Genomic DNA, 12,864 nt, shown 5'->3' on the forward strand with positions numbered 1-12,864 from the left:
GTTCTAGGGCGCGGGGTTGGGAATGCGCTGGTGGATGGCCTGCACCTGCGCCTTGATCTCGTCGCTCAAGGTCAGGTCCAACGCGCCGAGGTTGTCGCGCAATTGCGCCAGGCTGGTTTGCCCGGTGAGCGCGCTGGTGACGAAGGGTTTGTCGATGATGAACGCCAGCGCCAGCTGGGCCGGGGTCCAGCCATGCTGCCGGGCAATGTCCACGTAGCTGCTGATGGCGTCCTGGGCCGAAGCGCTGTCATAGCGATTGAAGGTGCGGTACACCGCCGACAGCCGCGAACCCTCGGGGCGTGCACCGCCCAGGTACTTGCCGGTGAGCGCGCCGAAGGCCAGCGGCGAGTACGCCAGCAGGCCGACGCCTTCGCGATGGGTGAACTCCGAGAGGCCGCCCTCGTACAGGCGATTAAGCAAGCTGTAGGGGTTTTGTACGCTGGCAATTCGCGGCAGACCGAGGCGCTCGCTTTGCTTGAGAAATTGCGCCACGCCCCACGGGGTTTCGTTGGAAACCCCGATGTGCCGTACCTTGCCGGCCTTGACCTGATCGGCAAGCACCGCCAGGGTTTCCTCGATGGCGACGCTCTGGGTGTCGGCCTGATACGGGTATTCGCGCTGGCCGAAGATGTTGGTGGTGCGGTCGGGCCAGTGCAGTTGGTAGAGGTCCAGGTAGTCGGTGTTCAGGCGTTTGAGGCTGCCGTCCAGCGCCTCGACAATGTTGCGCCGGTCGTGGTGGCTGAGGCCATCGCGGATGTGCTGCTGGCTGTTGGGGTCTCGTGCCGGGCCGGCGATTTTGCTCGCCAGGATCACCTCGTCACGTCGACCACTGGCCGCCAGCCAACTGCCGATATAGCGCTCGGTGGTGCGCCAAGTTTCAGCCTTGGTTGGTGTGGGGTACATCTCGGCGGTGTCGATAAAATTGATGCCCTCAGCCAGCGCCAGGTCAATCTGCTGATGGGCGTCGTGTTCAGTGTTCTGGTGGCCCCAGGTCATGGTGCCCAGGCCCAGCACGCTGACCTGAATGTCGCTGCTGCCCAGTTGGCGGTAACGCATGGGTAATCCTTTTGTGTTCAAGGGTTGAAGGCTCATACCGCGCTCGCTTCGTCGCGGGCGGCCTGCTGCTCGGCGTCGGCGGCTTGCAGGCTGCGCCAGGCGGCATTGGGGGTGACGTCGTTGAGGTAGTAATTGCCCAGGGCCCGCTCGCGAAAAATCGCCGGGTTGTGGGAGGCCAGGGTTCGCGCGTTGCGCCAATGCCGGTCGAAGCGCCGCGACTCGCTGGTGGCAGAGGCGCCGCCGACTTCGAACAGCAACGTGGTGGCTTCCAGCACCTGTTCCAGCACGATCTGTTGCGCCTGGAAGGCGCGAATCTCGGCCTCGGTGTAATGCTGTTCGTTGGCGTAGCCGCCCTGCTCCGCTTCGTGCGCTTGCTGCAGCACCTCGGCGACGGCCAGCACCTGAGTGCGGGCGGCATAGGCCAGGCTCGACAGCCGGCCGATCACCCGCTGTACCAGCGGATCGTCCTTGGGACTGGATTGCCCCGGTACGCCAAACGCACGGGTGCGACCCTTGACGAATTCGGTGGCGTCGCGCAGCACCGCGTTGGCGATACCGGCGAGGGTCGCCAGGTGGAACAGCTGGTAGAACGCACTCAGGTAGGACTCGGCGCGCAGCTCGTCTTTCTTGAAGCGCCGCACGATGTGCTGCGCCGGTACGTCGACCGCCTTGAAGCGCGTGGTGCCGCTGCCGGTGAGGCGTTGGCCGAAGCCGTCCCAGTCGTCCTCGACGGTGACACCCGGTGCATCGGTACGTACCGCGAGGCTGACAAAATCCTCGCCATCCAGCGCGACGGCGGCGATCCAGTTGGCGTACAGCGTGCCGGTGCAGTAGTACTTCTCGCCATCCAGTTGCCAGCCGGAGTCGACTGCGCTGAGAGTTACCGAGTTACGGGTGGTGTCGGTGCGCTCGGCCATCGCGGCACCCCACAGTTCGCCGTCGACGACTTTGGCGAACCAGTAGTCCTGGGAAGCGCTGTCGCGGCTGGAAAGCCGGCCTTCGACGAAACCGAAATGCGCGCGCACGATCTGTGGCAGGTTTGAGTCGGCCTCGCCCAGCTCGATCAACAGGCGGAACAACTGCGGCAGGCTCGCACCCAGGCCACCCAAGGCCTGCGGCACGCGCAGGGCTCCAAAGCCGGCCTCGCGCAGCCATGCCACCGCGTCATGCGCCAGCTCGCGCTGCTGTTCACGGGCGACGGCGGTGTCGGCTATCCGGGCAAATACGTCAGCGAAACGCTGGTGCAAGTCGGCATAACTCACTTCAGTGGAGATCGAAGCACTCATGGTTTTTCCTTCTTCAAAGGCACTCACGCTGGATTGGCCCGGGGGTCAATCCAGCGGTTGATCAAATCAACGGCCAGGTTCACCAGCACGTACACCGTGGCCGCGAGCAGGGTCACGCCCAGCACCATCGGCACGTCCTTGTTGCTGGTGGCGTCGAGCATCAAGCGCCCGATGCCCTGGCGTGCAAACAGCAATTCCACCACCACCGCGCCGCCCAGCAGGCTGGCGAACACAAAGCCGGCCAGGGTCACCAACGGCACCAGCGCGTGGCGCAAGGCATGGCGCAGGCGCACGGCGGTTTCAGACAAGCCGCGTGCTCGGGCCATGGCGATAAAGGGTTGCTCCAGGGTGTCTTCCAGGGACTGACGCAACAGCTGGGTCAGCACCGCCGCTACCGGCAATGCCAGCGACACGGTAGGCAGAATCAACGAGCGCCAGCCCACGGAACCGGACGGCGGTAGCCAGTGCCAGTGAAACGAGAACACCAGCAACAGCAGCATGCCGATCACGAACGAAGGCGCGGAAGACAGCACCAGCTCGGTGCCTGAGACGGCTGAGCGAACCCAGCGCGAACGGTTGGCGGTGAGGATCGCGCAGACCAGTGCCAGCACCACTGCGAGCAACGCAGCGCTCAGAGACAGCTGAATGGTTGAGCCGATCTGCTCGGCAATCGCCTGTTGCACCGGGATGCGCAGACGGTAGGACTCGCCCAGGTCGCCATGGGCCAGGCGCATCAGATAATGGCCGTATTGCACAATCAGCGGTTGGTCCAGGCCATATTCAGCACGCACCCTGGCCAACAACTCCGGCGTAGGCAGCGCTCCGGGGCCACCAAGGACTGCCAGGGCAGTGTCACCGCCGCTGAAGTTGACAGCCAGAAAGGTCAGCGTCGCCGCGCCCCACAGCACACCAACACCTGCCAGCAGGCGCCAGCCAATGGATTTGAACAGGCTCATGGTTGCCCCCGGTCCAGCCAGACGCTGGTGAAAAATGGCACGTTGTGGGAGGTATCAAAAATCACGCCCTGCACTTGGCGACCATAGGCGCTGAGTACTTGGGCCTCAAGGGAGGGCACCGAGGGCACGGTCTCGGTCAGGCGCTTTTGCGCTTCACCGTAAAGCGCCTGCAACTCGACCGGATCGCGGGACCGACGCGCAGCGCTGAGTACTCGATCCAGCTCGGCGTCGCGAAAATGCCCGACGTTCTGGCCGATTCTTTTGTCGGTACTGATGGAGTCGCTGTGATAGAGCACGAACAGGCCATCGGGTGTGTTGGTGTGCCAGTAACCGTCCGCCAGTGCCTGGAATTGCCCGGCGTAGCGCCTTTCGATTACGCGCGTCAGCGGCAGTAGCTCGATGGGCATTTCGAAGCCGATTTTTTTCAGGTCGGCCTGGATAGCCACCGAGACACTGGGGGGAAAGGCCGGGTTACTGAAGGTCAACAGGGTCGCCTTCAGGCGCTCCCCGCCTTTAGTGCGATAGCCCCCGGCATCGCGCCCGGTCCAGCCGGCATCGTCAAGCAAGGCATTGGCCGCCTTGACGTCGTAGGCCAACGCCTCTTTGTTGGGTTGATAAAACTGCGTGTTCGCCGCCAGAAAGTCGGCTTTGGCGATGTATTCGCCGAAGCCGGAAATCCATGCCAACCCTTCGCTGTCTATAGCCTTGGCCACCGCACGGCGTACCCGCACATCATCAAAGGGTGGCTGCTCGACGTTGAACACCATGCTGCGGCTCGGGTTGCCTTTGCGAATCCGGCTGCGCATCACCAGGTCGGGGCTGGCGCGAATCGCGGCAGCATTCTGGGCCGGCGCGTCGATGGCGAAATCCGACTGGCCGGACTCAAGTGCCGTGAAGCGAATCATGGCTTCGGGGACATAGCTCAACTCGATACGGTCCAGGTACGCCTCCCCCTTATGGCGCGTCACCGGCGGTGCCCAGTGGTAGCCGGGGCGCTTGATGAACACCGCGCCCTGGTCACGGGTATAGCTCTGCAAGATGAAGGGACCGCTGCCGATGGGGTGTTCGGCGATGGTCTTGGGCGCTTCACGGATCTGCTTGGGCGAAATCATGCTCAACCAGGACTGCGCCAGCACGTCGAGAAATGGCGTGTAGGGTTCGCGCAAATGGGCTTCGAAGGTGAAGTCGTCGATGACCTTGCCATCCAGATACGGCGCGATATACGCCGCTGCCAGCGGGGACTTGGTCGCCGGATCGCGCATGTGTTCCAGGTTGGTTTGCAGCGCCTGGGCGTTGAATTTTTCGCCGTCGCTGAAGGTCACGTCGTCGCGCAGGTGAAAGGTGTAGGTCTTGCCGTCTTCGGAAATGTCCCAGGAGCGGGCCAGCCAGGGGCTGATATTGCCCTGCTCATCCTGATACACCAGGCAATCGAAGAGGATTCGGCCCATCCACTGGATGTTGCCGTTGGACAGTGCGTGAACATCGAAACTGTCGGCGTCGGAAGCGGCTGATACACGCAAAGTTCCCCCGCGACGCCCCGATGACAACTCATGAAAGTCCGCCTCAGAATAAGTCACCACACCATTGGTGACGATGCCGTCGGCCGCCGAAGTTTCATGTTTGGGTGCCGCAGCCGGCGAACAGGCAGTGATCGCCAGGCACAGTGAAATAACCGCCGAAAGTTTCAGGATGGTTGTCAATTACGCTTCCTTAGAGAAACTCTATAAACACCGAAAGTTTGCAACTACAGGGTGTAATGCAGCGAGCATGCCAGTCTTCAACAAATGCGATCCCGACGACAAAACAAGCCAAAAACCCTTACAAACAAAGGCCATACAACCAAACACTTATATCGTTATACCCGATAGACAGCCTTGAATTGTTGGCAGCCTTACACACTGCTTATCAACTGTCTGGTTCGCGACAGTTGTAGCAAAACCGAGCCACCAAGTTGGCTGTTTAGAATCAAACAGTGGTTCAAAACAAAGTACCGCGCAGAACACTTCGACCTCACTAAGCCACCGTAATTCTTGATAAATAGCGTTGGCACAGAAACTGCTCAGAGCGAAACAGGCATGACTATTCGAATAGAAAGCTGGGGCTCATTTATCTATTCACAAGGAACACGCTTAATGGATCAAATCTTTCGGGGAGAGTTGCAAAAGTTGACACTTGCCGTGCGGCAAGCAACTTGGCTGGCGATGCTGGGACTGGGTTCAGCCGTGGTATTTTCAGCCGGCGTACAAGCCGATGACGAAGTCGCGCCATCCACCGGGACGCGGCTGAAAACAGTCACGGTAGAGGCACAAAAAATCACGCCCGTTGAGGCGGCGAAGAGTCAGTTGTCCGAAGTGCCAGGGGGCACCAGCGTGGTGGACAGTGAACAGGTGGGCAAGGGGCGGACCGCTACCTTGCAGGACACCCTCGCCTATCAGCCGGGCGTGTTTGTGCAGTCCACCGGCGGTAATGACGCGGCCAAGATTTCCATCCGTGGATCGGGCGCCAACACCTCGCCGGGGTATTTCCGCGAGGGCATCAAGTTCCTGTTCGACGGCCTGCCGATCACCGGCCCAGGCGGCACACCCTACGAATTCCTCAACGGCTCGGGGGTGAACTACACCGAAATCCTGCGCGGCGCCAACGCCTTCCAGTACGGCGCGTTGAGCCTTGGCGGCGCCATCAACTTCGTCAACCAGACCGGCTACACCGCGCCCGGCCTGCGGGTGCGCGCGGAAACAGGGAGCTACGGCTACAACAAACAAAGCCTGAGTGTCGGCGGCGTCGAGGGTGCTTTTGATTACTATCTCAATGCCGACAACTACCGCAGTGATGGCTACCGCGACTACAGCCTGTCGAAAAGCCAGGGCGTGGTGGCCAACTTTGGCTACCGCTTCAGCCCGCAACTCGAAACCCGGGTGATGCTGCGTTACCGCGACGAGTTCCACAACGACCCAAGCGCCACCACCCTGGACGCGGTCAAGCATCACTCCGACCGCGCCAGCGCCACCGCCGAAAGCAGCGGCGCCGGCAGCCGCCGACCCGGCAGCGTATGGGCCGGCAGCAAGACCACCTACACCTTCGACGACGACGCCACCCTATCGGTGGGTTTCGTCTACTACCAGTACGCCCACAACAACAGCCCGAACAGCCCAAGCAACCCCAGCTACTGGGACTGGCATGACCTGAGCGCCGTGATCAACTACGACCGCCGCGACACGCTGTTCGGCCACGAAAGCCGCTCCAGCCTGGCCTTCACCTCCACCGAACACCTCAAGGGCCAGGTCGACTCCACCTTCGCCAACAAACAGACGCGCAAGTTCGTCGACTATAGCTCCTCGTTCGACCACGTGTTCTCCCTGGGCAACGACCTCGAACTGGTCGACGGCCTATGGCTGACCAGCGGCGTCTCGGCGATCAACGTGCGCCGCCATGCCGACGTCAAGGAGTCGCTGGTTGCCAACACCACCACTTACCCGAGCGACGTGACCTACGACAACTGGAGCCTTGCTCCACGAGTCGGTGTGCGCTACGAGTTCAACCCACAACTGCAAGTGTTCGCCAACGTCAGCCGCTCCGTCGACCCACCGGCGTCGTGGGAATACTCCGGCTCCGGGCCGACTTCGCCGTATGTACGGCCACTGGTGGAACAGAAAGCCAACACCGTGGAAGTCGGGATCAAGGGCTCATCAGGCATCTTCGACGGCAGCCTGGCGCTGTACCGTTCGTGGGTGCAAAACGAATTACTCAACGTGCAGATCATTCCGGCGACGTCCAGCGCTGCGGCGGTGACCGGCGCGTTCAACGCCACACCGACGATCCACCAAGGGATCGAGGCCGGGTTGAATACGCGCCTGTGGGAAAACACCTCGGGTGAAAAAATCACCCTGCGCCAGGTGTATACCTACAACGACTTCTACTACCGGCACGACCCGACCTTCGGCGACAACCAATTGCCGGGGATTCCGAAACATATCTACCAGGGCGAAGTGCAGTATCAGCATCCGGCAGGCTTCTATACCGGAGTGAATGTGCAGTCGGCCTCGCGCACAGCGGTGGACTATGCCAACAGCTTCTACGCGCCCTCCTACACGATCTTCGGGGCGAACGTGGGGTATGAAACGCCGAGTAAGGACTGGAAGGTGTCGCTGGATTTGAAGAACCTGACCAATCAGAAATACGTGACGGCGGTGCAGCCGTTGTATGACGCGAAGGGGCAGGATACGGCGTCGTTGTATCCGGGGGATGGGATTGGGGCTTATGTGGCGGTGGAAATGCGCTACTAGCAGGCCTTTATGAACCATCGATGGTTGAGCTTACGGCGTAGCCTCAGCCATCGTGCATCAGCGTTGATCACTGAAAAAAGGACGCCACCGTGAGAGGCGTTGTATAAAGCTGACCTTCAACCCATGGAAGGCCATACCAGGATGCTCGAAAAAAGCTTGACGACCGCAATCGTGCTTGGCGTCTTCAGCCTGTCTGCGACTGCGGACAGCTTTACAGAACTCAATACGCCAGACAAGTCGGGGTACATGTGGGGACAGCTATACAAAAACACCAAAGCGGCGTGCGGAACACTGCCTCAGGATCTTGAGGATGATTATGCAAAATCCATTCAGCTGCTTTCAGAGGCGAGCCCGGAATTTGAATCCACCTATCAGGATGGCCTGAAGCCCGGTATCAAAAAGCCGCCGTCTCGCTCTGCTGAAGAACGGGAAAGCGATTGCAATACGGGCCGGTCAGCCATGAGAACCCAGGTCAAGCTGGCACGGTTCTGGTTTATGGGGAGTTGGTGAGTCGCGGCATAATCCCGGGACGCAAAAAAGCCGGACTGGCGACAGTTCGGCTCAATTACTGAAAAATATGGTCGGGACGGAGTGATTCGAACACTCGACCCCTAGCACCCCATGCTAGTGCGCTACCGGACTGCGCTACGCCCCGACTAGGCGTGTTACTGGGTTCGCTTCGCAACGAAGCGATCAGGAATATACCGCAAGCTTTTGAAATGTGGAAGTATTTTAAAAGCCGGAATTATTTCTTTAAAACCACCAGCACATCTTCCAGTTCGGAGATCATCTGGCGGATCATTTGCTTGTATTGGGTGGTGTCATCTTTTGCTTCATCACCGGACATACGCTGGCGCGCACCACTGATGGTAAACCCCTGGTCGTACAGCAACGCGCGGATCTGTCGGATCATCAGCACATCCTGGCGCTGATAATACCGACGGTTCCCAGTGCGTTTGACGGGGTTGAGTTGAGGAAACTCCTGCTCCCAATAGCGCAGCACGTGCGGCTTTACCGCACAAAGCTCGCTGACTTCACCAATGGTGAAGTAGCGTTTGCCAGGGATGACGGGCAGTTCGTCGTTATGACTTGGTTCCAGCATAAGCCTCAACTCGGGCCTTCAACTTCTGCCCTGGACGAAAGGTGACCACACGGCGAGCCGTGATCGGGATTTCTTCTCCCGTTTTTGGATTGCGGCCAGGCCGCTGGCGTTTGTCCCGCAGGTCAAAATTGCCGAAACCGGACAATTTGACCTGTTCGTTGTCTTCAAGAGCGTGCCTGATTTCTTCAAAGAAGAGCTCGACCAATTCCTTGGCCTCGCGCTTGTTCAGGCCCAGCTCTTCATACAGACGTTCCGCCATCTCAGCTTTCGTCAAAGCCCCCATACGTCACTTCCTTAACGTGGCGTTCAACCTTTGTTCGAGCGAGGTGAGGATATTTTGCGTCGTGGTATTCACCTCATCGTCATTAAGAGTGCGCGATGGATGCTGCCAGGTCAAGCCAACTGCAAGGCTTTTTCTATGCGGATCAATGCCTTTACCCTGATAAACGTCAAATAGCCTGAGGTCTGTCAGCCATTCCCCTGCATTTTCACGGATTACGTCCAAAACAGCACTGGCCGCAATACCTTGATCGGCGATCAGCGCCAAGTCACGTCGTACTTCAGGGAAACGCGACAACTCGCTGAATTTAGGCATTTTGCCCGAGGCGACTTCAGCCAAGACTAGCTCAAAAACGAAGACTGGACGGTCCAGCCCCAGGGTTTTCGACAGTTCTGGGTGAATTGCACCCACGAAGCCCACCAGGCGACCTTCACGTTCGATACGTGCTGTCTGGCCCGGGTGCAACGCCGGGTGGCTGCCCGGGGTGAACGTGAAGGCATCCAGTGCACCGGCAAAACCCAAAACCGCTTCCACATCAGCCTTGACGTCGAAGAAGTCGACGGTGTCGCGACCTTGCGCCCAGCCTTCCGGCAGACGGCTGCCACAGACTACGCCAGCCAGCATCGGCTCTTGCTTCAGGCCATCGAGTTGGCCAACAAAACGCAGGCCGCTTTCGAACATGCGCACGCGGTCTTGCTGGCGGTTCAGGTTGTGGGACAGCGCTTTAACCAGGCCCGGCCACAGCGACGAGCGCATGGCGGCCATGTCGTTGGAAATCGGGTTGGCCAACAACAGCGGTTCGACACCCGGGTTGAACAGTTCGAATTGCTTTGGATCGATGAAGCTGTAGGTCACCGCTTCCTGATAACCACGAGCTACCAGCAGCCGGCGCAGTTCCGGGAGGTGCGCACGGGCTTCGGCCTTCGGTTGTGGCGCCAGGCGCGCTTGCGGGTAACGAACCGGCAGGCGGTTGTAGCCGTACAGGCGGGCCAGTTCTTCGATCAGGTCGACTTCCAGGCTGATATCGAAACGATGGCTTGGCACTTCGACGTGCCACTGCCCTGCTTCACCCGCGCAGATACCGAGGCCGAGTGCCGACAGCAGGCGCTCGATTTCTACCGGGTCAATCACCAAGCCGAGCATTTGCTCAACGGCCCTGGCGCGCAGGATGATCGGTGCAACCGACGGCAGGTGCTGCTCGCTGACGGTTTCGATGATCGGGCCGGCTTCGCCGCCAGTGATTTCCAGCAGCAGGCCAGTGGCGCGCTCCATGGCTTCACGGGCCAGTTGCCAGTCCACGCCACGCTCGTAGCGGTGCGAGGCATCGGTGTGCAGGCCGTAGGAACGGGCCTTGCCGGCGATGGCGATCTGATCGAAAAACGCGCTTTCGAGGAATATGTCACGAGTGGTTGCGGACACGCCGCTGTGCTCGCCACCCATCACGCCGGCAATCGCCAGGGCGCGGGAATGGTCAGCGATCACCAGGGTGTCGGCACGCAGGCTGACTTCCTGGCCGTCGAGCAGCACCAGCTTCTCGCCTTCCTCGGCCATGCGAACGCGGATGCCACCGTTGATTTCGGCGAGGTCGAATGCGTGCAGCGGCTGGCCCAGCTCCAGCATCACGTAGTTGGTGATGTCGACGGCAGCATCGATGCTGCGCACTTCGGAACGGCGCAGACGCTCAACCATCCACAGCGGGGTTGGCTTGGACAGGTCGACGTTACGGATCACGCGCCCCAGGTAACGTGGGCAGGCGTTGGGTGCCAGCACTTCGATGGAACGCACTTCGTCGTGCACCGCAGGAACGGCAGCAACCACTGGGCGGGTGACGGGCGCGGCGTACAGCGCGCCGACTTCACGCGCCAGGCCAGCGAGGGACAGGCAGTCGCCGCGGTTCGGGGTCAGGTCGACCTCGATGCTGGCGTCTTCCAGTTCCAGGTAAACACGGATGTCCTGGCCCACTGGCGCGTCGGCCGGTAGTTCCATCAGGCCATCGTTGCCTTCACCCACTTGCAGCTCTGCCTGGGAGCACAGCATGCCGTTGGACTCGACACCGCGCAGCTTGGCCTTCTTGATCTTGAAGTCGCCCGGCAGTTCGGCACCAATCATGGCGAACGGGATTTTCAGGCCCGGGCGCACGTTTGGCGCGCCGCACACGACCTGGAAGGTTTGCGCGCCATTACTGACCTGGCACACACGCAATTTGTCGGCATCCGGGTGTTGCTCGGTGCTCAACACCTCGCCCACTACCACGCCGCTGAAAACACCGGCGGCCGGCGTAACGCTATCGACCTCAAGGCCGGCCATCGACAGACGGGCAACCAGCTCGTCGCGACTTACCTGCGGGCTTACCCAGCCACGCAGCCATTGTTCACTGAATTTCATCCTGCTCTCCTAAAGATCCGTTACGACTAGCGAAATTGCGCGAGGAACCGCAAGTCGTTGTCGAAGAACAGACGCAAGTCGTTCACGCCGTAACGCAGCATGGCCAGACGCTCAACGCCCATGCCGAAGGCAAAGCCCGAGAATTCTTCCGGGTCGATCCCGGACATACGCAGCACGTTGGGGTGAACCATGCCGCAACCCATCACTTCCAGCCAGCCGGTCTGTTTGCAGACGCGGCAGCCTTTACCGCTGCACATCACGCATTCCATGTCGACTTCAGCGGACGGCTCGGTGAACGGGAAGAACGAGGGACGAAAACGCACCGCCAGCTCTTTCTCGAAGAACACCCGCAGGAACTCTTCGATGGTGCCTTTGAGGTCGGCGAAGTTGATGTCGCGATCAACCAGCAGGCCTTCGACCTGGTGGAACATCGGCGAGTGGGTGATATCGGAGTCGCTGCGGTACACACGGCCTGGGCAGACGATGCGGATAGGCGGCTTCTGCGATTCCATGGTGCGGACCTGTACCGGAGAGGTATGGGTGCGCAGCAGCATGTTCGCATTGAAATAGAAGGTGTCATGCATCGACCGGGCCGGGTGATGGCCTGGGATGTTGAGCGCCTCGAAGTTGTGATAGTCGTCTTCGACCTCAGGGCCTTCGGCAATGCCGTAGCCAATGTGGGTGAAGAACTGCTCGATACGTTCCAGAGTCCGGGTAATCGGATGCAGGCCGCCCGAGGTCTGGCCACGGCCAGGCAGGGTCACGTCAATGGACTCGGCGGCGAGCTTGGCCGCAAGATCGGCCTCCTCGAGCGACGCCTTGCGCGCATTGAGAACCTCTGTAACACGCTCCTTGGCCACGTTGATCAGCGCACCGACTTGCGGACGCTCTTCAGCCGGCAAATTCCCCAGGGTCTTCATCACCTGAGTCAATTCACCCTTTTTGCCAAGGTAGTGAACCCGGATTTGCTCCAGGGCATTGATATCTTCTGCGCTTTGCACAGCCTCTAGTGCTTGAGAGACCAGCGCATCCAGGTTTTCCATGTACAGACTCCAGATACAAAATAGGGGAAGAGCTTGAAGGCTCTTCCCCTATTTAAGACGTTTAACACCGTGGGCCGCGGAAGCGACCCACAGTGACTGTCGGGGGTACTTAAGCCAAGGTGGCTTTAGCTTTCTCGACAATCGCAGCAAACGCCGCTTTTTCGTTCACTGCCAGATCAGCCAGAACCTTACGGTCGATCTCGATGGACGCTTTTTTCAGGCCAGCGATGAAACGGCTGTAGGACAGACCGTTAACACGTGCACCAGCGTTGATACGAGCGATCCACAGAGCGCGGAACTGACGTTTTTTCTGACGACGGTCACGGTAGGCGTATTGGCCAGCCTTGATAACCGCTTGCTTGGCAACACGGAATACGCGTGAACGCGCGCCGTAGTAGCCTTTAGCAAGTTTCAGAATTTTCTTGTGGCGCTTACGCGCCATGACGCCACGCTTTACACGAGCCATGAGTTAC

The 12,864-nt window shown here is 60.0% G+C and carries 11 protein-coding genes and 1 tRNA gene; 2 read left to right on the plus strand and 10 right to left on the minus strand.

The features are described from left to right. Positions 1 to 3: 3 nt before the first annotated feature. From ACZRN6_RS05990 to ACZRN6_RS06005, 4 genes are read right to left on the minus strand one after another with little or no spacing between them, the layout of a single operon-like run. Positions 4 to 1,056, minus strand: coding sequence for an NADP(H)-dependent aldo-keto reductase (locus ACZRN6_RS05990; RefSeq protein WP_464007449.1), 1,053 nt, complete (start codon positions 1,054 to 1,056; stop codon positions 4 to 6). 32 nt (positions 1,057 to 1,088) lie between these two features. Beyond that, complete coding sequence (locus ACZRN6_RS05995) at positions 1,089 to 2,342, minus strand: acyl-CoA dehydrogenase family protein (protein WP_464007450.1); 1,254 nt, start codon at positions 2,340 to 2,342, stop codon at positions 1,089 to 1,091. Between the two features lie 23 nt (positions 2,343 to 2,365). Continuing rightward, complete coding sequence (locus tag ACZRN6_RS06000; protein WP_322144444.1) at positions 2,366 to 3,298, minus strand: ABC transporter permease; 933 nt, start codon at positions 3,296 to 3,298, stop codon at positions 2,366 to 2,368. Continuing rightward, positions 3,295 to 4,998, minus strand: coding sequence for an ABC transporter substrate-binding protein (locus ACZRN6_RS06005; protein ID WP_464007451.1), 1,704 nt, complete (start codon positions 4,996 to 4,998; stop codon positions 3,295 to 3,297). The genes ACZRN6_RS06000 and ACZRN6_RS06005 overlap by 4 nt, the downstream gene beginning before the upstream one ends. Positions 4,999 to 5,430: 432 nt before the next feature. Between ACZRN6_RS06005 and ACZRN6_RS06010 the strand changes: the two genes are divergently transcribed. Together ACZRN6_RS06010 and ACZRN6_RS06015 are read left to right on the plus strand one after the other, a co-directional pair. Then, on the plus strand, positions 5,431 to 7,581 hold the full coding sequence (locus ACZRN6_RS06010; protein ID WP_464007452.1) for a TonB-dependent receptor family protein: 2,151 nt from the start codon (positions 5,431 to 5,433) through the stop codon (positions 7,579 to 7,581). Positions 7,582 to 7,722: 141 nt separating this feature from the next. Next, a complete protein-coding gene (locus ACZRN6_RS06015) occupies positions 7,723 to 8,091 on the plus strand; it encodes a hypothetical protein (RefSeq protein ID WP_464007453.1) in 369 nt (122 codons plus the stop codon). A gap of 68 nt (positions 8,092 to 8,159) precedes the next feature. On the opposite strand, the gene ACZRN6_RS06020 is transcribed toward ACZRN6_RS06015, so the two are convergent. From ACZRN6_RS06020 to rplT, 6 genes are all read right to left on the minus strand, one after another. Further along, positions 8,160 to 8,236: transfer RNA gene (locus ACZRN6_RS06020), tRNA-Pro, on the minus strand. Positions 8,237 to 8,326: 90 nt separating this feature from the next. Continuing rightward, positions 8,327 to 8,683, minus strand: a complete 357-nt coding sequence (locus ACZRN6_RS06025; RefSeq protein ID WP_003219935.1) for a MerR family transcriptional regulator — start codon at positions 8,681 to 8,683, stop codon at positions 8,327 to 8,329. Beyond that, entirely contained in the window at positions 8,664 to 8,966 is a 303-nt protein-coding gene (gene ihfA / locus ACZRN6_RS06030; RefSeq protein ID WP_002553164.1) for an integration host factor subunit alpha, read from the minus strand. Before ihfA ends, ACZRN6_RS06025 begins: the two co-directional genes overlap by 20 nt. A gap of 3 nt (positions 8,967 to 8,969) precedes the next feature. After that, the gene (gene pheT / locus ACZRN6_RS06035; protein ID WP_464007454.1) at positions 8,970 to 11,348 is read right to left on the minus strand and encodes a phenylalanine--tRNA ligase subunit beta; all 2,379 of its coding nucleotides are present in this window, start codon (positions 11,346 to 11,348) and stop codon (positions 8,970 to 8,972) included. Between the two features lie 26 nt (positions 11,349 to 11,374). Continuing rightward, positions 11,375 to 12,391, minus strand: coding sequence for a phenylalanine--tRNA ligase subunit alpha (pheS, locus tag ACZRN6_RS06040; protein WP_003219939.1), 1,017 nt, complete (start codon positions 12,389 to 12,391; stop codon positions 11,375 to 11,377). Between the two features lie 109 nt (positions 12,392 to 12,500). Beyond that, complete coding sequence (rplT, locus tag ACZRN6_RS06045) at positions 12,501 to 12,857, minus strand: 50S ribosomal protein L20 (protein WP_003219940.1); 357 nt, start codon at positions 12,855 to 12,857, stop codon at positions 12,501 to 12,503. Positions 12,858 to 12,864 lie beyond the last annotated feature (7 nt).

Source organism: Pseudomonas sp. A125 (assembly GCF_055409485.1).

Bases quoted from the DNA above. Each gene is read 5' to 3' on its own strand.
- ACZRN6_RS05990 (WP_464007449.1), bottom strand. From the start codon at position 1,056: ATGCGTTACCGCCAACTGGGCAGCAGCGACATTCAGGTCAGCGTGCTG.
- ACZRN6_RS05995 (WP_464007450.1), bottom strand. From the start codon at position 2,342: ATGAGTGCTTCGATCTCCACTGAAGTGAGTTATGCCGACTTGCACCAG.
- ACZRN6_RS06000 (WP_322144444.1), bottom strand. From the start codon at position 3,298: ATGAGCCTGTTCAAATCCATTGGCTGGCGCCTGCTGGCAGGTGTTGGT.
- ACZRN6_RS06010 (WP_464007452.1), top strand. From the start codon at position 5,431: ATGGATCAAATCTTTCGGGGAGAGTTGCAAAAGTTGACACTTGCCGTG.
- ACZRN6_RS06015 (WP_464007453.1), top strand. From the start codon at position 7,723: ATGCTCGAAAAAAGCTTGACGACCGCAATCGTGCTTGGCGTCTTCAGC.
- ACZRN6_RS06025 (WP_003219935.1), bottom strand. From the start codon at position 8,683: ATGCTGGAACCAAGTCATAACGACGAACTGCCCGTCATCCCTGGCAAA.
- ihfA (WP_002553164.1), bottom strand. From the start codon at position 8,966: ATGGGGGCTTTGACGAAAGCTGAGATGGCGGAACGTCTGTATGAAGAG.
- pheT (WP_464007454.1), bottom strand. From the start codon at position 11,348: ATGAAATTCAGTGAACAATGGCTGCGTGGCTGGGTAAGCCCGCAGGTA.
- pheS (WP_003219939.1), bottom strand. From the start codon at position 12,391: ATGGAAAACCTGGATGCGCTGGTCTCTCAAGCACTAGAGGCTGTGCAA.
- rplT (WP_003219940.1), bottom strand. From the start codon at position 12,857: ATGGCTCGTGTAAAGCGTGGCGTCATGGCGCGTAAGCGCCACAAGAAA.